Source organism: Seonamhaeicola sp. MEBiC01930 (genome assembly GCF_045277075.1).
Taxonomy (GTDB): domain Bacteria; phylum Bacteroidota; class Bacteroidia; order Flavobacteriales; family Flavobacteriaceae; genus Seonamhaeicola.
Genome location: NZ_CP104270.1, coordinates 1,703,294 through 1,723,098 on the forward strand (window position 1 = coordinate 1,703,294; position 19,805 = coordinate 1,723,098).

A 19,805-nucleotide genomic window follows, 5' to 3' on the forward strand; every position below is an offset into this window, starting at 1 on the left:
TGTCAAATTTTAAGCAAAAATACAATAAGAAAAGTTGCTATTCAATATTTTGAGCTATTGATAAGATTTCTTTAACAAGATTAGCGATGTATGGATTGGGATTGCCGTGATCAAAACTAGGCGTTTCATATGTTTTACCATCGTAAATAATTTTTAATTTAGCTATAGCTGCACCATCATATAATCTTTTTTGCGAAGGCGCTTCAAGGTTTTGAATTCGTTCAATATCTATATTTTTAATAATATCGATGATGTTCTGCCATTGTTCTTCGCTGCAACCTACTCCTATTTCATCTCCCACTCTTTTATTTTTAATTATAATAGATTTTTTGCTGACACATATATTTTGATAGGCCCCTCTAGAATGTTTAGAGTACTCAAATGATATAGAGTGATTGTGTACCACTTTCTTAATGGCTTCAATTAAAACTGTTTTGTTTTCAAGAAGTCTCAAAGATGAATCTTCTTTTGAAAAAGTAATTTCTTTTGAGAGAATGTCTAACATTTCACTTTCAATAGTGTTTAATTCTGGTAGGCACATTTTTCTGGTTGAAGCTAATGGCCCCATTCTTAAAGTTTCTCCTTCAATTGTAAAAGAACCTAAAAAACGGTTGCAACCTGAGAACCCTGATACTTGTTTAGTAGAATCATTAAATGCAATTTTTAGATTGAATTCTGATATGTCTTTACCGTTTAAAGTGATTATGTTGTAGGTGCTATTAAACATGGTGTCTGGTTTTTGTGAACTTAGATTATCACAAGTTTTCATTGTAATAACACTGAAAAGAATCAATATCCATTTCATAATCTGGAAAATTTTAAAAATGAAAGTACAAAAAAGATACCTAAGTTTAAGACAACATCATTTTAGCTTTTTTAATGCCTTCAACTAAGGAATCAATTTCAGCTTTGGTATTGTAAAATGCAAAAGAAGCTCTTATAGTTCCTGGGATTTTGTAGTAATCCATAATAGGTTGGGCACAATGATGACCAGTTCTTACGGCAATTCCTAATTTATCTAAAATAGAACCTACATCATATGGATGAATACCTTCTAAATTAAAAGATAATACAGATGTTTTGTTTTTAGAAGTACCATAAATTTTTAAGCCTTCAATATCTAAAAGCTTTTGGGTGCCATATTCCAGTAATTCATTTTCATAAGTTGCTATAGCATCAAATCCAATATGATTCATATAATCTAATGCGGCGCCAAAAGCAATGCCTCCAGCAATATTTGGAGTTCCAGCTTCAAACTTATGTGGTAAATCTGCATAAGTTGTTTTATCAAAGGTAACTTCTGCAATCATTTCACCACCACCTTGATACGGTGGTAAAATGTTAAGCCATTTTTCTTTTCCATAGAGCATTCCAACACCAGTAGGTCCACACATTTTATGCGCTGAGGCAACATAAAAATCAACATCTAAATCTTGAACATTTGGTTTTATATGAGGACATGCTTGCGCGCCATCAATTAAAACAGCAGCTCCAACCTCATGGGCTTTTTCAATAATATATTCAATAGGATTAATGGTTCCTAAAGCGTTGGAAATATGATTGGTGAATACCAGTTTTGTGTTTTCAGAAAGTAGCTTGTCATATTCAGACATTACCAACTCACCATCATCATTCATTGGAATGACTTTTAATGTTGCTCCTGTTTGTTCACATATCATTTGCCAAGGAACAATATTACTATGGTGTTCTAATGCCGATACTATTATTTCATCTTCTTGTTTTAGAATAGATGAAAAACCATTTGCAATTAAATTAATACCATGTGTTGTACCAGAAGTTAGTATGATTTCATGAGAATACTGTGCATTAAAATGTGCTTGTATTTTTAGTCTGGCTTGTTCATATAAATCAGTGGCTTCCTGACTTAAGGTATGAACACCCCTGTGAATATTAGCATTGTAATTTGAATAATAATCTACTATGACATCAATTACTTGTTGAGGAGTTTGTGATGTTGCGGCATTATCAAAATACACTAAAGGTTTACCATTTACTTTTCTTGAAAGAATGGGAAAATCTTTTCTTATGTTTTCAGCATTTAGCATAATTGATTTTTAGCCACGATATTCGTCTTTAAACTTCGCTCAAGAAAAAAGCTTAACGGGAAGTAGCTTCTGAATATTTTACAAATCGAAACCAATATTAACACCCAATTGATTTGCAATTATATTAGTTATTCGGCGCTTAAGCTCTGGGATTTTAACAGAACTAAGTACATTGTTACTAAAAGCATACATTAATAATGCTTTAGCTTCTTTCTCTGGAATACCTCGAGACCTCATATAAAATAAAGCGCTTTCATCTAATTGACCAATTGTACAACCATGAGAACATTTTACATCATCTGCAAATATTTCTAATTGAGGCTTGGTGTTTATTGAGGCTTTATCGCTAATTAATATGTTGTTATTTGCTTGAAATGCGTTTGTTTTTTGAGCTTCTTTTTCAACAACTACTTTACCGTTAAAAACACCCGTAGCACTGTCTGTAAAAATACCTTTATAATCCTGGTGGCTTTCACAATTTGGCTCTATATGGTGTACCAATGTATTATGATCAACATGTTGTTTATTTCCAATAATTGTAACGCCTTTTAAGGTAGAGTCTATACGTTCACCCTCTTGATAATAATTAAGATTGTTACGGGTTAATTTTCCACCAAAAGAAAATGTATGAACAGAAGCAATACTTTCCTGTTTTTGCTTAATAAATGTGTTATCTATTAAAGATGCGTTGGCGTTATCATTCTGGATTTTGTAATAATCTATAATAGCACGTTTTTTAGCAAATATTTCAGTAACACTATTGGTTAAAACTGAATTACTTGTTAAACTTTGATGACGCTCTATAATTTGAACATGAGAATTCTCTTCAACTACAATTAGGTTACGTGGTTGTAACATTGTTGCGGACTCATTTCCTGTTGAAAAGTGAATAATCTGAATTGGTTTTTCAATTATTTTACCCTTTGGAATATGAATATAGGCTCCTTCTTTAGAAAAAGCGGTGTTAAGAGATGATAAACTATCTTTAGTAGCTGCTTTATTGAAATAGTTTTCTATAATGAGACGATATTTAGGCTTGCTTAGGGCAGAAGACATTAAACAGACATCTAGTCCATCATGAGTGGTTTCTGAAAGATGTGATGAATATTTACCATCGATAAAAACTATTTTGTAAGCATCTATTTCGTGAATGAAATACTTTTTAACATCGCTGTATTCTAATGCGTTTTCTTGTTTAGGGAAAACACTATAATCTTCTTTTAAAAGCTTATTTAAAGATGTGTATTTCCAAGCTTCATCTTTTTTAGTAGGGAAGCCTTTTTCTTCAAAGGTTTTTATAGCATCGTTCCTAACATCACTTACATAAGAATCTATTTCTCCTTGATTCTCAAATACTAAAAAAGATGATAATAATTTTTCTTTTAAATCCATATTCTTAAGTATGCAGTTTTCAGTTTTTAGTTTTTAGTCTCATTGACCACATACTATTAACTGAGTACTGGTTACTGGCTTTATGCGCCAACTTCGTCTTTTATCCAGTCGTAACCTTTTTCTTCAAGCTCATGAGCTAATTCTTTAGTTCCAGATTTTACAATTTTTCCGTTATGTAAAACATGTACATAATCTGGTACAATATAATCTAAGAGCCTTTGGTAGTGCGTAATAACTATTACAGCATTATTATTGCTTTTTAATTTATTTACACCGTTAGCTACAATACGAAGCGCATCAATATCTAACCCTGAATCTGTCTCATCAAGAATGGCTAGTTTAGGATCTAACATAGCCATTTGAAAAATTTCATTTCTTTTCTTTTCTCCTCCTGAAAACCCTTCATTTAAAGAACGTGATAAAAATTTTCTATCAATTTCTAAAAGATCAGATTTCTCTCGGATTAATTTAAGCATGTCTTTAGCAGGCATGTCTTCTAATCCTTGAGCCTTTCTAGTTTCGTTTATAGCTGTTTTAATAAAGTTAGTTACAGAAACTCCTGGGATTTCTACAGGATATTGAAACGACATAAAAATACCTTTATGAGCTCTTTCATCTGCTTCTAATTCTTCAATGTCTTCACCTTCAAAAATGATGCTTCCTTCAGAAACTTCATATTCTTCTTTACCCGCAATTACAGACGAAAGCGTACTTTTACCAGAACCGTTAGGTCCCATTATGGCATGAACTTCACCAGGTTTAACCTCTAGATTAATTCCTTTCAAAATACCTTTATCTTCAATACCAGCATGTAGGTTTTCTATCTTTAACATATTACTCACTTAGTTTTATAGTATTATTATAGTCTTCATTTGGGATTGCTTCTAAATTGAAAATTTCAGTTATCTCAATTTTATCTTCCCAAAGAATAGATTCGTGTTTTTGTTTATTTATTGTTCCTCTTATTTCAACCCTAACCATATCAGTTGGTTGTTTTTTTAAGGGTTCTGCTTGTTTGTTTAGTTCTTGTGCTTTATCGTTGATAATAACACCATAAATAATGCTGTCTGTTTGTAAAACAGCCGCATCTTCATAGAATACATAATTACCAGATATTATTTCACCACTTTTCCTGCAGTTAAGAAAAGTGAAAAAACATAAAAAAAGAATAATGAGTTTTTTCATTAAAAACAGTTTTTATCCAACACTTCCTTCTAAACTTATTTCTAGTAATTTTTGTGCTTCAACAGCAAACTCCATAGGTAGTTTATTTAATACTTCTTTACTAAACCCATTAACGATTAAGGCAATGGCCTTTTCTGTATCTATACCTCTTTGGTTGCAATAGAAAATTTGATCTTCACCAATTTTACTTGTTGTAGCCTCGTGCTCAATTTGAGCTGATTGATTTTTAGCTTCAATATATGGGAATGTATGTGCACCACATTCGTTACCCATTAGTAAACTATCACATTGTGAAAAGTTTCGAGCATTTTCTGCTCTTGAGTTTATCTGAACTAATCCACGATATGAGTTCTGAGATTTGCCAGCAGAAATTCCCTTTGAAATAATTGTAGACTTAGTATTTTTACCTAAGTGAATCATTTTAGTTCCGGTATCTGCTTGCTGATAATTATTAGTTACTGCAATGGAATAAAATTCTCCAACTGAATTATTTCCTTTTAATACACATGAAGGGTATTTCCATGTAACAGCACTACCTGTTTCTACTTGGGTCCATGAGATTTTGGCATTGGTTTCACATAAACCACGTTTGGTAACAAAGTTGAAAACACCTCCTTTTCCTTCAGCATTTCCTGGGAACCAGTTTTGAACTGTAGAATATTTTATTTCAGCATCATCTAAGGCAATTAGCTCTACTACCGCAGCATGCAATTGGTTTTCATCTCTACTTGGAGCCGTACAGCCTTCTAGGTAACTTACATAACTGCCTTCGTCTGCAATTACAAGCGTTCTTTCAAACTGCCCAGTTCCTGCTTGATTAATTCTGAAATAAGTAGATAATTCCATAGGGCAACGAACACCTTTAGGAATGTAACAGAAACTTCCATCACTAAAAACAGCACTATTTAAAGCGGCGTAAAAATTATCTTTTTGCGGAACAACGGTTCCTATATATTTTTTTACAAGTTCTGGGTGCTCTTTAATTGCTTCAGAAATACTCATAAAAATAATTCCTTGTTCTGCAAGAGTTTCCTTAAACGTAGTAGCTACAGATACAGAATCTACAACTACATCCATGGCTACACCAGCTAATTTCTTTTGTTCGTCTAACGAAATACCAAGCTTTTCAAAAGTTGCCAGTAATTCTGGATCTACTTCATCTAGGCTGTCATATTTAGGTTTGCTATTTGGTGCTGAGTAATATGAAATTCCCTGAAAATCTGGTTTCTCATAATTTACATTTGCCCATTCTGGCTCTTCCATTTCGCTCCAAATTCTAAAAGCTTCTAAACGCCATTCAGTCATCCATTCAGGCTCTTCTTTCTTTTTTGAAATAGCACGAACAATATCCTCGTTCAGTCCATTAGGAAAAGTCTCAGATTCAATATCCGTATAAAAACCGTATTCGTATTCTTTGGTTTTTAACTCTTCTCTTAAATCGTCTTCAGTATATTTCGACATGTTACTCTCTTAAAATTAAAGTGAAAACGATTCGCCACAACCGCATGTTCTATTGGCATTTGGGTTGTTGAATACAAACCCAGTTCCGTTTAATCCTCCGGAATATTCTAAAGTAGTTCCTATTAGGTATAAAAAGCTTTTTTTGTCTACAATAATTTTCACACCATTGTCTACAAATACTTTATCTTCATCTAATTGTTGTTTGTCAAATTTTAAATCATAAGACAACCCTGAACAACCACCACTTTTTACACCAACACGAACAAAATCTGTAGTTGCGTCATAACCATCTTCGGTCATAAGCTCTACCACCTTTTTCTTAGCTGTTTCTGAAACTTTAATCATACCTATAACTTAGATTAACTCTAAATAGAGTGCAAATATACAATATAAGTCAGTGATTACAAGATAACCTAACATTATATTATTATATGGTTTTATAGTTTTTATTTATTTAAAACAAGTTTTTTTCGATAATAGCATGGTGAATAGGAGATTATATAGAAAAAGTTGAAATTGTAAGTCTTAATTGGAAGAAAAAAACATAAATTCATACCATTATATTATTTGATTTAAAAACAATCTAATCAGAATGAATTTACTCTTATTATTATTTGCAAGTTTGCTAAGAAAAATACTGTTTTTTGCTTTAATGTTTTTTAGTTTTTCATTTGTCGCAGCCCAAAAAAAAGTAGATTTGATTTCACCTAATAATAAATTAAAATTAACTGTAAATGTAAATAATGATATTTCATGGAGTGTTAGTTTAAATAATGCCAAAGTGATTGAAGATTGTACCATTTTAATGGAAATGGGTGAAGGGAGAAGTTTAGGAAAAGACGCAAAAATTAAAAGTAAAAAAACAAAAAGTTATAACAAGACAATCACTGTTCAAATACCTAATAAAGATAAAGTTGTTAATAGTAATTATAATGAGCTAATGTTGGATTTTAAGCAGCAATTTAAAGTTGTTTTTAGAGCTTATGATGATGGGGTTGCCTATAGATTTGTAGATTTAAATAAAAGTTCTAAACAAGTGAATAGTGAGGGGATGTCTTTAACTTTTCCTGTAGGTAGTAAAACGTATTTTCCAAAGGAAGATTCCATGTATTCTCATAATGAGCGCGTATATCTTTATGATAAAGTAGAAGAATTAAATGCCGGTGAGTTTTGTAGTCTTCCAGTAATGTTTCAAACTAATGCTGCGAAAGTGCTTTTTACTGAAGCTTCTCTCCATAATTATCCAGGAATGTTTTTAGAAAAGTCCAAAAGCGCTTCGTCGTTTACATCTAAATTTCCAAAGTATGTGTTAGAGGCCATACCTAATATTGAATTTGAACCAGATAGAAATCAAATCATTAGTAAAAAAGCATCCTATATTGCCAAGGTTGATGGGGAAAGAGAATACCCTTGGCGAGTATTTATTATTAGCGATGACGATAGATCATTTGTAGAAAGTAATCTTGTGACTGAGTTATCAGGAGATTCTAAACTAGAGGGTGAAGACTGGATTAAACCTGGCAAAGTTGCATGGGATTGGTATAATGCCAATAATGTTTATGGTGTAGATTTTGAGGCAGGTATAAACACTGAAACCTATAAGTATTATATAGATTTTGCTTCAAGAAATAATATAGAATACGTCATTTTAGATGAAGGCTGGACTAAATCTACAACTGAAATTTTAGATGATAATGATGTTATTGATGTTCCATATTTAATAGAGTATGCCAAATCTAAAAATGTAGGTGTCATACTTTGGGTATTGTGGAAACCTCTTTATGAGTCTCCTGATAAAATCCTAAAGACTTATAGTAGTTGGGGAGCCAAGGGAATTAAGGTAGATTTTATGCAGAGAAGCGATCAATTTATGGTAGAATCTTACGAGAAAATAGCAGAAATTGCCGCTAAATATAAGTTGATTGTAGATTATCATGGAGCCTTTAAACCTGCTGGAATTGAACGTGTATGGCCAAATATCTTGAATTATGAAGGTGTTAAGGGCACTGAGAATAATAAGTGGAGTAAAGATATTACACCAGAGCATAATGTAACAATTCCCTTTATTAGAATGGTTGCTGGACCTATGGATTATACACCTGGTTCTATGAGGAATGTAAATAAACAGGATTTTACAAAAAAAGAAGACGCTTATGGAATATTCTTTTCAAGACCAATGTCTTATGGAACCAGAGCACACCAAGTTGCTATGTATGTGATTTATGAAGCACCATTGCAAATGCTTTGCGAATCGCCAACAATTTATTACAAAGAGCAAGAAACAGTTGATTTTATTTCTAAAATTCCTACCATTTGGGATGAAACGGTAGTTTTATTTGCTTCGGTTGCAGATTATATTGTTTTAGCAAGACGAAAAGGAGATAGCTGGTATGTTGGCGCCATGACCGATTGGAGTTCTAGAGAGTTTAAAGTGCCTTTAGATTTTCTTGAGAAAGGTAATTATAAAGCCAAAATATTTAAAGATGGTATTAATGCTATAAGAAATGCAGAGGATTATAAGGTTGAAGAGAAGGTAGTAACTCAGGCTTCAACTCTTTTGCTAAAATTATCTAGTGGTGGCGGTTATAGTGCTATATTAACAAAAGAATAAAATTTTAATCAGATTTAAAGTTAGGATTAATAATGAACTCATAGTCTGAAAGTGATAAAAGAAATAGTTTTAAATCTGCCTTATCTTTATCGCTTAATTGCACACCACCTTGGGCTACCTTTTTCATAAGAGGGTCTATGGTTGAAGAGTTCTGTAACCCCTCACTGTAATGGTTTATTACTTCCTCTAAAGTTGCAAACCTGCCATCGTGCATATATGGAGCTGTAAATGCTAAATTACGTATTGATGGTGATTTAAATTTACCGTTATCAGCTGGATCTCCACTAATAGCGCCTAAGCCTAAATCTGAGAATATTGGGTCTAAACCATTGTTGTGAAATAAATTGTCTGTCCATAGCGGATTGTTTTCACTGCCATGACAATGAAAACAGTCGCCTCTGTTTTCATCCATAAATACATTAAACCCATTCAATTCTTCTGTAGTTAACTCTATTTCACCTAAAAGATATTTGTCAAATTTTGAATTTGCAGAAATTAATGTACGTTCAAATTGTGCTATAGCTTTAGTAACTAGTGTTGAATCTATTTTTGAAGTACCGAAGGCTTTATTGAAAAGTTCTGGATATTCAGAATGATTTTGAAGTTTTTGTTCTACAACTGTCCATGAACTTGCCATTTCAGTTGGGTCTGCCACTGGATTAAAAGCTTGATGTTCTAGGCTGAAAGAACTACCATCCCAAAAGAATTTTTCATCATAATTCCAAGCTAAATTAAAAAGAGGCATGGAGTTTCTAGTGCCCAAAGTACCATCAATACCATCACTGAATTTATCGGGATCTGAAAATGCATTTTCAGGCATATGACAATCTGCACAAGATTGAGAATTGTCAGCGGATAGAATTGAGTCAAAAAAAAGTTTTTTTCCTAAAACAATACCTTCTTCAGTTTGTGGGTTGTCAAAAGGAATGACTGGATTTAAAATCCTATCTTCAAAAAGTTGTGGAATTTTTAAATCACTTGAAATGGGTGTATAAGCCTGATTATCTATCTTTTCAATTGTGCAAGAAATGCCAATGAAAAGAAAAAAAATGCAACAATGTAGCACTCCTTTTTTCAATTTTTATTGATTTATAGATTCTAAACTAAATACGTTTTTACCATTTTCATACATCATTATTTGGGCAGCTGAATTTGGCATGAGTGCTTGGTTTAATATGTTCAAATCCCAAATGTTAGGGTTTTTAAACCATTCAGCAATATTCATTTCAATATTAAAAGTAATATCCTCAGAAATAATGACACTCCCTAAACTAACTTCAAAAAAGGTGTCTTGTGGGAATGTTGGGTTCGCTCCAGGGTTATCTGCAGCTCTTATGACATGGTAGTTATACCCCTGTTCTTCAATAGAACTATTTATAAATTTACCGTCCATTTGCATATAATGATAACCGCCCCCAAGCATTGCAGGAACTCCAAACGATACAGAGTTTAAGTCTTGATAAACTGCGTCAACATTCTTTTCATTTTTAAACCCAAAAGTAAATGAAACGTCAGAGTACTTACCCGTGGGAATTGTTGCTGAGGGAGAAAAACTTAAATTTTTGTTGTTTGTAACATCAATTAAATTGTATGCTTCAATTACAAAGGTATCACCATTTGATTTTGAAAAAGTTATGTCAGAAATTAAATAACGTAAACGTTCAATGCTTAATTGATTACCAATTTGATTGGTGAATTTTATTATGTTTAAATCAGCGTTTGTAACCAACGTACCGTCCCATTTATGAATGAAATTAAAAGTAAAGTTTATTGCTTTGTTTTCATTGTCCGGACTACATGATAGTAGAAAAAACACAGCTAATATTATTGAGGCAGCTTTATTCATCTTACTTTGTTTTAAAAATTAAAACATCAGAAAATCCTTTATTTTCATTAATATCAAGGTCAGAACTGCTAGATTCACCAACTATAATAATAGATTTGTCATTTAATTCTATAGCATCATATGCTAAATCAACTTGAGTTCCACCAACACTTTTTTGCCATTCTATATTAGCCGAGTTATCTATTTTGATTACCCAAGCATCATTTTGACCATTGTTTGTAGAAAGATCAGTATCTGAACTTCTTGAACTACCACAAATTATAAAACCACCATCTTGAGTTTTTGAGATAGAGCGAGCAGCATCAAAACTACTGCCGCCAAAAGTCTTTTCCCAAATTAAATTTCCTTCGGGAGATATTTTAATAATCCAAAAATCTGCAGCTCCATTGTTGTTTGTGATATCTGTATCGTTACTTCTAGTGTCCCCAACAATGAGATAATTGCCATCGTTAGTGTTAGTAATGGCTCTGGCTTCATCAGTTTGTGTACCCCCAAAAGATTTTTCCCAGATTAGATTTCCTTCGGGAGATATTTTAATAACCCAAAAATCATAAGAACCTTTATTTGCTTTAATGTCAACATCTTCACTGTCAGATGATCCTACTAAAATATAATTACCGTCGGATGTTTGAATAGCATCATATGGCGTATCAGTAAAAGAGCCTCCAAAATATTTGCTCCATTGAAGTGTTCCTACAGAATTTAATTTTATTGCCCAATAATCTCCACCAGCATGTCTTTTTGAAGATGATTTTGTGTTTCCTTGTCCGCCAGAAGCAGATACATCTAGTACCCCAGTAATTAAAAACCCATTATCATTTGTTTCAATAATTGATGTACCATCATCAGCTCCGGAATAACCAAAAGAAGTTTCCCAAATAATGTTTCCTGTACTATCTGTTTTTATCATCCAAAAATCATTGAACCCATTATTAGTTGAAACATCACCGTTAGCACTTTTACTTGAACCTAAAATAGCATATCCACCATCTGAAGTTTGAATAACACAGCTGCCTCTGTCATCAGCACTTCCACCATAATTTTTTTGCCACTGCTGGTTGTGGTTTTCATCAAATTTTAATAACCAGTAGTTAAAAGATTCATCTGTTTTATTGGTAACGTCTCCATCTGCACTTTGTGTATATCCTAAAATGGCATAACCATTATCTTTAGTATTTATAATAGATTGCGCACTTTCGTTCTTTGTGCCTCCAAGAGTTTTTACAAAGTCAATATCTTTTTCTATAGGGAGCACCGGTGTTGTAGAAGTTTCAGATTTTGAACATGCTAACACCAATAAAATTATAGTAACTAAATAAGATGTTGGGTAATATTTTTTAATACAAGGGCGCATAAAATTGGTTAATTGCCATTGTGTCTAACAATAAAAAGGCCATAAGTAACATCACTAACAATAATATTACCACTTGGTAAATAGGGGTAGACATTCCATGCACCTTCAAAGTTAGTATTGTCGTTTTCAGGGTATGTATCAAAGTAACCTGATTCAATAAATGAGGAGTTGTCAATATCAGAAATATCAAGAACTCTCATTCCTGCGTTATAATTTGCAAAGAAATATTGGCTATTTAAAACATAACCATTATGATCAATTGCAGTTGTAGGGCCAAAGTAATCAAAATGAAATTGCGGGCTATCTAAATCCGTAAAGTCAAAAACAACTGTTTTTGTATTAATGCCAATTCTGAGTTCATCTAATTCATCGCCTAAAATAAAATACTTCATATCTGTTGTAAACCAACCTTGATGGGTGTATCTAACATTACTGTAGGTTATTGTTGAGATTACAATTGGATTAGTTTTATCGGTTACATCTGCTATAACTACTTCATTTTCATTGCTGCCAATTAAAATTTCTCGCCCTGTATAATCTGTGTCAGGACCACTATAAGTAACAACCTGAGCATCATGAGAGTAGCCACCTGCACTAAAGCCTCCTTCTATAACTGGGTTTGTTGGGTTCTGAATATTTATAAAAATAGGTCCTCCAGAATAAGTGTTACTTCTATTGCCTCCAACAATATACGCATAACCGCTTTCTTCATTAATTACAATATTGTGTGCTCTCCCAAACCCAGTGAAATGAAGATCTTCAGAAAATGTTTCCGGAGGGTCAGTGACATTCCTCAATCGGGTGAGGTCAAAAACTTGCATACCATGACTATCTTCTCCAGTATTATTATCGGCAACAATAAAAGCATGGTTATTATATACTTTTACATCTCTCCATGGGCTTGAAATAGTAGCTGTTGGTAGTTTCCCCAAATACATAGGGTTTAAAACGTCAGAAATATCAACAAACCCAACACCGTTATCAACACACATTAGTGCATATTCTTTTCCAGTAGTTTGGTCTACCCAACCCCAAGAGTCATTACCAGCTGTAGCGTCAAAAGTGCTTAAAGGTAGTTGAGCCATTAAGTCGTAGTTGTTACAGGGATATATGCCTGCAAAGCCATTTAAGCATTCAGCTAAAACTTGTACAGTATTATCTCCATTATTGCTGCCAATATTTAAAGGGATATTATTGTCTTTTTCACAAGAGCTAATTAACAATATTATTAGAGCAAAAGTGAATAGTCTTTTCTTTTTTAGTAAGAACATACCTAGCAATTTTTATTAAAACGAATTTTCAAACACTTATATTATTAGTTGTTGATGAAAACCTTATGTAAAATAACAAAATTAACAGAATAAAACTATGGTTTTAAAATAGAATAATAAACCGAAGCTTCTTATTTTTGCAAAATGATAGAAGATAAAAACCAACAAAGAACTCAATTAAGTGATTTAGGTGAGTTTGGATTGATTGATCATTTAACCAAGAATTTTAAAGTTGAACAAACCTCAACAATTAAAGGTATAGGTGATGATGCTGCTGTTTTAGATTTTAAAAAAAATAAAATTGTAGTTACTACTGATTTGTTAGTGGAGGGTGTTCATTTTGATTTAAGTTATATGCCATTAAAGCATTTGGGGTATAAGGCTGTTGTTGTTAATTTATCCGACGTTTATGCAATGAATGCCAGTGCCACCCAGGTTACTGTTTCAATCGCTGTTTCTAATAGATTTTCTTTAGAGGCTTTGGAGGAGTTATATTCTGGAATTGAAACGGCTGCAAGAATTTATGATATTGATGTTATTGGTGGAGATACTACATCTTCAAATTCCGGATTGCTAATTTCTGTAACTGCTATTGGGGAAGTTGAAACGGATAATGAAGTTTATAGAAATGGAGCCAAGCCAAATGACCTATTGGTTGTTTCTGGAGATTTAGGAGGTGCCTATATGGGTTTACAAGTTTTAGAGCGTGAAAAGGAAGTTTATAAAGTTAATCCTAATAGTCAACCTGATTTAGAACCTTATTCTTATATAGTTGAACGCCAATTAAAACCTGAGGCAAGAAAGGATGTTATTAAATTATTAAAGGATTTAAATGTGACGCCTACAGCCTTGATAGATGTTAGTGATGGCTTATCTTCAGAAATATTACATATTTGTAAACAAAGTAATGTTGGATGTGATTTATATGAGAACAAAATTCCTTTAGATCCTCAAGTCATATCAACCTGTGAAGAATTTAATATAGATAGCACTACAGTGGCTTTGAATGGCGGAGAGGACTATGAATTATTAATGACAATTTCTCAAGAAGATTATCCTAAAATAAAGGCAAATCCAAGTTTAACTATAATTGGTTATATAAGAGAAAAGGACGCGGGGGTACATTTAGTAACAAGAGCAGAAACTAAAATTAAGCTTAAGGCTCAAGGGTGGAAAAATTTTAATGACTAAAAACTAATAAATTTGGACTTAGACCTTTTTTCCTTAAAAGGCGTCTGTTGTGAATGTTTTCTAAAACAGCATTTATCTCTTTAAATTTTGGAGTCAATTCGGTTAGATTTCCAGAACTGTTAGTTGTGAATTCTTTTTTACAATTTTTGCAGGCGTATTCTTTTACGTGTAAAGTGATATTTTTTTTAACTTCAAGGTCGTGCCCAAACACTTTGCAATGAATATTTTTCATAAAACTCTTACCATTAACTGATTACTTTTAAGAGAGACGGTTTTAAAGGTAGAAAAAATCGACTAAAGTTATTAACAGTATGTTAACAAATCGACGAAGTGATTGTTTTTCTCCTTAAACGTTTCATTCTTGAAGAATGAATCTTTTCCAAAATATCGTTAATTTCTTTAAATTTTGGTGTAAGTTCTATTAAACTTCCGTTGCTGTTTGTTGTTAACTGTTTTTTACAATGTGAACAAGTATATTCTTTTACGTGGGAAGTTACTTTTTTAGTTATTTGATAATCATGACCAAATATTGAGCAGTACATTTTGGGTATAAAAGTAGGTTTACTAGTAGTTTTTTGCATGGCAATTAAGATTTGGTAGATATAAACCTACAAAAAATTAATATAAAAACGATAAAATATTAAATAAAATCGATGAAATACATTATTGATTTTAAAAGATCACTTTTATTTTCTATAAAACTCATATGTCCGCCTTCGAATTCGATTACATTTACTTCAGTATTTTTCGTTTGAGTTTTTAAGGAGTTATAGTCTAAAGCTGGGTCGTTTTTTCCAATAACCATCATTTTCTTGTAAGGAGAAAAATGAAGTAGCACTTCTCTGTCTTCTCTAATTTTCATTCCTTCTAAAGCCGCTACAATTCCCTGCAAAGGAGTTTGTAAACATTCATTGATTAATGCTTCAATTTCTTTAGCAAATAATGTTTGATTACTAGAACTGAAAAGGTTTGCAATGGCAATTCTAATAAATGTTTTATGGTTCTGTTTTACAGCTTGAATACCTCGATCTCGGTTTTTTTTCTTTTCAATGGTGTCGGCACTGGCAGTTGAATTCAATAAGCATAATCCTTTAACATTATCAGGTTTGCTTTCGGCGTAGGCCAAAGCTACGTATCCACCCATGGAATGGCCTATTAAAATAGACTTTCTAATTCTTAGATTTTTTAAAACCGCATCCACAACCTCAGCCATTAATTCCATTGAGTGAATGTAGCCTAAACACCCTGTTTTTCCATGTCCCAAAAGATCTATACAAATAATTCGGTTTTTTTTTGATAGATGAGAGATAAAAGGCTTCCAAATTTTAGAGTTTTCTAGGAATCCATGTAGTAAAACAATAGCCCTTCCTTTTCCTTTATCGGTATAAAAAATATCCGTCCCCTTATATTCAAGTATCATGTAATGTGATTCTATTACAAAGATAAATCTGGATTATGAATAAAACTAAATTTAAAGGGCAGAATTAGAACTTAGTAAGGTTCTTATAAAACCAGATATTAACGCAATCGTTTAAGTGACAAATATTACATTCCAATTAAATTGTTTCTCTGAAATTTGAATAGAAATAGAAATTAAAATGAAAAAAATAATAGTTATTGGAGGTTTGTCTGCGGGTCCATCAGCAGCAGCCAAAGCAAGAAGAGAAAACGAACAAGCAGAAATTATTTTGTTTGAGAAAGGAGCAAATATTAGTTATGCTACTTGCGGAATGCCTTATGCCTTTTCTGGAATTATTGAAACGAGAGAACGATTAATGGTAGTGAAACCAGAATTGTTAAAGAACAGATTTAATGTGGATGTACATTTAAATGAAGAAATCATCAAGATTGATTCTAATATTAAAAAGGTATATTCAAACAAGGGTAGCTATGATTATGATGTTTTAATTTTTGCAACTGGGGCGCGTTCTATTGTGCCGCCAATTGAGAATATCAAATTGGCCAGCAATTGGTCTACTTGCAGGTCAATGAAGGATTTTGATAAGATTACCAACGAAGGCCTTATAGGTTCATCTAAAAACATAACAATAATTGGTGCGGGTTTGATAGGAGTTGAAGTAGCTGAAAACCTAAAACATGCTGGAAAAAATGTAACCTTAATAGAGGGGGCTAGCCATATTCTTAATATGTGGCAAAAGAAGTTTGCAAATTTTGGCGAAAATATTTTGAACAATGAAGGTATTAGTGTTTTGACTAATACGTTGGTTTCTAAATTCAATATAAATGAAGAAGGAAAAATTCTTTCTTTACAAACGAAAGATGGAAAAACGGTTCCTACAGATTTTGTAATACTAAGTACAGGAATTAAGCCCAATACAGATTTGTTATTGGCTGAAGGTGCCGAAGCTATTGATAATGGCGCCTTAAAAGTAAATGACGCCATGGAAACGTCTATTCCAGATGTGTTTGCTGCAGGGGACAATGTGTCCATTAAAAATTTGCAAAGTAAAGATTATGATTATTTCCCCTTGGGAACACATTCTAATAAGGGAGGAAGAACTGCTGGGGCTAATGCAATGGGAAGAGATGTGAAATTTGGCGGAGCTTATAAAACGGCTATAATTAAGGTTTTCGATTATACTTTAGCAAGAACAGGAATGAATGCTACTACGCTTGCACAAAAAGAGATTCCCTATAAAACGGTTTTGTCTGTAGTAGGATCTACTCCAGGGTATTATCCAGGTCAAAAAGATTTAGTTTCGGAGATTTATTTTTGTCCTAAAACCAAGGAAATTTTTGGAGCGGAACTCTTTGGTGAAGTTGGTGTAGATAAGCGTATAGATGTTTTAAGTACAGCTATTTACGCAAATCTAAAAATTACTGATTTAGCACAGCTTGATTTAGCTTATGCACCGCCATTTTCGCCAGCTAAAGACCCTATAGTAGTAACTGGTTATATCACGGAAAATATTTTGAATAATAGAAGTGATCAGATTTCAGTTGAAGCTTTAGAAACGTGGTTTGAAAATGATTTTAATAAAGATTATTTATTAATAGATGCTAGAACTGAGGAAGAATATAAAAAAGGTACAATTCCTGGAGCGGTGAATTATCCATTAGATTCATTAAGAGATAATGTAGAATCCATTAAGTCACTTAATAAAGACATAATTGTTTTTTGTCAAAAAGGGTTAAGAGGTTATTTAGCAGAATTGATTTTAAGGAATAATGATATAGCTAAAGTTCTAAATGTTGCAGGCGGATTTAAAGTTTGGCAAATGTATAGCGATCAAATTGAGATGCCGGAAACTGCAATTGAGATTTAACTTTTTTAAGATTTTACTCTTTTTATTGCGGTAAACGCTTTATCTACATATTCATCCTCAACTAAAATGGTAAATTCATTTGTTGTTGAAAGTACTTCATATAAAACGATGCCCTCCCAAGCTAAACGTTTAAAAAAGTGATAGTACAAACCTGCAATTTTAGAGTTGTCTTGTGGCAGGTTTATACTAATTGCCGAAAGCCCCTCTTGAACTGCCAAAAACAATTCGTTTTTAAGGGTTTCTTTTACAAAGTCATTTAAACTACTAGAAATTATAATGGTACTTTCATGAATACCTCTAGTAAAGGTGTAAAAAAGTTTGTCTTCGTTGTTTATTCTCTCAAGAATTTTGGAGTGGTTCTCAATTAGAGTGTCCGAGTTTTTAACCGTAAAATCTGTTAAATTAGAACGAACAGTAATATCTCCTAAATTTTGAATAACTCGTCTCATTTTAATGGTGTTTCCCAAAGTAGGAGGTGGGTTATACCGTCTTAAAGCCATCATTATCGCTCCTGGTTTCACCTCTTTTTTAAGCATCTTACTTATTGGCTCTGTAAGTTCCAATGCTAATGCGCTAAAGTTAATTATGTTTCTAGAGAGCGCCTCTTCCAAATACGGTTGCGTAATTAAAATGTCTTCTACACAATTAGATACGGTCTTCATGTTAATTATTTAACAATTTGTGTAAAAGTAAACTTTTTTTTGCAAAAATAAGGTCAATGATTATTCGAACATTAATTTTGCAACTCAAATTTAGATTTAGGAAAGCAGGAATTACTTCTGTATATAAAATAAAAAGTATGAAGGTATTAAAGTTTGGAGGTACATCGGTTGGTTCAATAGAAAACATGAATAATGTTAAGTCTATTATTAATGACGGAGATAAAAAAATTGTTGTGCTTTCTGCAATGTCTGGTACCACAAATGCTTTAGTGAGTATTGCATCAAAGATTGAGACTGAAAGTATAAAAGAGGCAATTGAAGAAGTTGAGAGTTTGCATAAAAAATATGTGATTGTTGTAAACGAATTATTGACTGATGAAGATTTAAAAGCGCAAGTAGCTACTTACGTATCTGAACGTTTTAACTTTTTACTAGAATGTGCTTCGAAAGTATTTTCAATTGAAGTGGAGAATGAAATTTTGGCTCAAGGAGAATTGCTTTCTACTTTTATGTTTAATGCTTTTTTACAACAAGAAGGGGTCAACTCACAGTTGTTGGCAGCTTTAGATTTCATGAAAATTGATGCCGTTAAGGAGCCGGATGTTGATTATACAAAAGAACATTTAAATAAAGCATTAGAAGTTACTCCAGAAGCTGAAATTTACATTACTCAAGGCTTTATTTGTTTAGATGATAATGGGGCTATTTCAAATTTACAACGTGGAGGTAGTGATTATACAGCTACAATTGTTGGTGCTGTAATACAAGCTGAAGAGGTGCAAATCTGGACAGATATTGATGGAATGCATAATAACGATCCTAGATTTGTTGAAGGTACACAACCCATATCAAATTTATCCTTTGATGAAGCTGCGGAGTTAGCCTATTTTGGTGCTAAAATCTTGCATCCTCAGACGGTATTACCTGTAAGGGCAGATGGTATTCCAGTAAGATTGAAAAATACTATGAATCCGCCAGCATCAGGAACACTGATTAGTAGTAATCATGTTGAAAATGGAATAAAAGCAATTGCGGCAAAAGACAACATTACTGCAATTAAGATTAAGTCTGGAAGAATGCTTCAAGCTCATGGATTCTTAAGAAAAGTGTTTGAAATATTTGAGGTTTATGAAACACCAATTGATATGATTACCACTTCTGAGGTGGCAGTTTCTTTAACTATTGATGATGATAAGAATCTTGATAAGATAGTTGAAGAATTACAAACAATTGCAACTATAGAAGTAGATAGAAAGCAGAGTATAGTTTGTTTGGTAGGGCATTCTATAGTGAATCATGAAGAAACTTTTAAGTTGTTTCAGATATTAAAAGATGTTAAGATTAGAATGATATCTTATGGTGGAAGTAGAAATAATATTTCGTTGTTAATAGATACTCAAAATAAAATAGAAACATTGCAAAAACTAAATGAATATTTATTTGAATTAGTCACTCTTTAAATTAAGTGTTAGTGTTTTG

Annotated in this window: 17 protein-coding genes; 4 read left to right on the forward strand and 13 right to left on the reverse strand. The window is 32.5% G+C overall.

The window, feature by feature from the left end:
• Window positions 1–37: 37 nt before the first annotated feature.
• The 7 genes from N1F78_RS07385 to N1F78_RS07415 form a co-directional block, all read right to left on the reverse strand.
• The gene (locus N1F78_RS07385; protein ID WP_406685533.1) at window positions 38–805 is read right to left on the reverse strand and encodes an META domain-containing protein; all 768 of its coding nucleotides are present in this window, start codon (window positions 803–805) and stop codon (window positions 38–40) included.
• Window positions 806–851: 46 nt separating this feature from the next.
• Entirely contained in the window at window positions 852–2,066 is a 1,215-nt protein-coding gene (locus tag N1F78_RS07390) for an aminotransferase class V-fold PLP-dependent enzyme (RefSeq protein WP_406685534.1), read from the reverse strand.
• Between the two features lie 78 nt (window positions 2,067–2,144).
• The gene (sufD, locus tag N1F78_RS07395; RefSeq protein ID WP_406685535.1) at window positions 2,145–3,458 is read right to left on the reverse strand and encodes a Fe-S cluster assembly protein SufD; all 1,314 of its coding nucleotides are present in this window, start codon (window positions 3,456–3,458) and stop codon (window positions 2,145–2,147) included.
• Window positions 3,459–3,538: 80 nt separating this feature from the next.
• Window positions 3,539–4,291 (reverse strand): Fe-S cluster assembly ATPase SufC, encoded by a 753-nt coding sequence (gene sufC / locus N1F78_RS07400; RefSeq protein WP_406685536.1) that lies wholly within the window; start codon window positions 4,289–4,291, stop codon window positions 3,539–3,541.
• Between the two features lies 1 nt (window position 4,292).
• Window positions 4,293–4,643 carry a hypothetical protein gene (locus N1F78_RS07405; protein WP_406685537.1) on the reverse strand — a complete coding sequence of 117 codons (351 nt, stop codon included), beginning with the start codon at window positions 4,641–4,643 and terminating at the stop codon, window positions 4,293–4,295.
• Window positions 4,644–4,655: 12 nt separating this feature from the next.
• The gene (gene sufB / locus N1F78_RS07410; RefSeq protein ID WP_406685538.1) at window positions 4,656–6,104 is read right to left on the reverse strand and encodes a Fe-S cluster assembly protein SufB; all 1,449 of its coding nucleotides are present in this window, start codon (window positions 6,102–6,104) and stop codon (window positions 4,656–4,658) included.
• A gap of 15 nt (window positions 6,105–6,119) precedes the next feature.
• Window positions 6,120–6,449 (reverse strand): HesB/IscA family protein, encoded by a 330-nt coding sequence (locus N1F78_RS07415; RefSeq protein WP_406685539.1) that lies wholly within the window; start codon window positions 6,447–6,449, stop codon window positions 6,120–6,122.
• 247 nt (window positions 6,450–6,696) lie between these two features.
• Here N1F78_RS07415 and N1F78_RS07420 point away from each other — a divergent pair, with 247 nt between their 5' ends.
• The gene (locus N1F78_RS07420) at window positions 6,697–8,715 is read left to right on the forward strand and encodes a glycoside hydrolase family 97 protein (protein WP_406685540.1); all 2,019 of its coding nucleotides are present in this window, start codon (window positions 6,697–6,699) and stop codon (window positions 8,713–8,715) included.
• Window positions 8,716–8,719: 4 nt separating this feature from the next.
• On the opposite strand, the gene N1F78_RS07425 is transcribed toward N1F78_RS07420, so the two are convergent.
• Genes N1F78_RS07425 through N1F78_RS07440 form a run of 4 tightly spaced genes read right to left on the reverse strand, consistent with a single transcriptional unit; the run spans window position 8,720 to window position 13,186 of the window.
• Entirely contained in the window at window positions 8,720–9,793 is a 1,074-nt protein-coding gene (locus N1F78_RS07425) for a cytochrome-c peroxidase (RefSeq protein ID WP_406685541.1), read from the reverse strand.
• 3 nt (window positions 9,794–9,796) lie between these two features.
• Window positions 9,797–10,561 carry an MbnP family protein gene (locus N1F78_RS07430; RefSeq protein ID WP_406685542.1) on the reverse strand — a complete coding sequence of 255 codons (765 nt, stop codon included), beginning with the start codon at window positions 10,559–10,561 and terminating at the stop codon, window positions 9,797–9,799.
• 1 nt (window position 10,562) lies between these two features.
• On the reverse strand, window positions 10,563–11,915 hold the full coding sequence (locus N1F78_RS07435; protein ID WP_406685543.1) for a hypothetical protein: 1,353 nt from the start codon (window positions 11,913–11,915) through the stop codon (window positions 10,563–10,565).
• Window positions 11,916–11,923: 8 nt separating this feature from the next.
• Entirely contained in the window at window positions 11,924–13,186 is a 1,263-nt protein-coding gene (locus tag N1F78_RS07440; RefSeq protein WP_406685544.1) for a choice-of-anchor B family protein, read from the reverse strand.
• Between the two features lie 144 nt (window positions 13,187–13,330).
• Here N1F78_RS07440 and thiL point away from each other — a divergent pair, with 144 nt between their 5' ends.
• Window positions 13,331–14,377 carry a thiamine-phosphate kinase gene (thiL, locus tag N1F78_RS07445; protein WP_406685545.1) on the forward strand — a complete coding sequence of 349 codons (1,047 nt, stop codon included), beginning with the start codon at window positions 13,331–13,333 and terminating at the stop codon, window positions 14,375–14,377.
• A gap of 640 nt (window positions 14,378–15,017) precedes the next feature.
• Here the strand turns inward: thiL and N1F78_RS07450 are convergent.
• Window positions 15,018–15,797: an alpha/beta fold hydrolase gene (locus N1F78_RS07450; RefSeq protein ID WP_406685546.1), complete on the reverse strand. Its 780-nt coding sequence runs from the start codon at window positions 15,795–15,797 to the stop codon at window positions 15,018–15,020.
• Between the two features lie 178 nt (window positions 15,798–15,975).
• Between N1F78_RS07450 and N1F78_RS07455 the strand changes: the two genes are divergently transcribed.
• On the forward strand, window positions 15,976–17,664 hold the full coding sequence (locus N1F78_RS07455) for an FAD-dependent oxidoreductase (RefSeq protein ID WP_406685547.1): 1,689 nt from the start codon (window positions 15,976–15,978) through the stop codon (window positions 17,662–17,664).
• A gap of 5 nt (window positions 17,665–17,669) precedes the next feature.
• On the opposite strand, the gene N1F78_RS07460 is transcribed toward N1F78_RS07455, so the two are convergent.
• Complete coding sequence (locus N1F78_RS07460) at window positions 17,670–18,326, reverse strand: hypothetical protein (protein ID WP_406685548.1); 657 nt, start codon at window positions 18,324–18,326, stop codon at window positions 17,670–17,672.
• Window positions 18,327–18,463: 137 nt separating this feature from the next.
• Between N1F78_RS07460 and N1F78_RS07465 the strand changes: the two genes are divergently transcribed.
• On the forward strand, window positions 18,464–19,786 hold the full coding sequence (locus N1F78_RS07465; RefSeq protein ID WP_406685549.1) for an aspartate kinase: 1,323 nt from the start codon (window positions 18,464–18,466) through the stop codon (window positions 19,784–19,786).
• Window positions 19,787–19,805 lie beyond the last annotated feature (19 nt).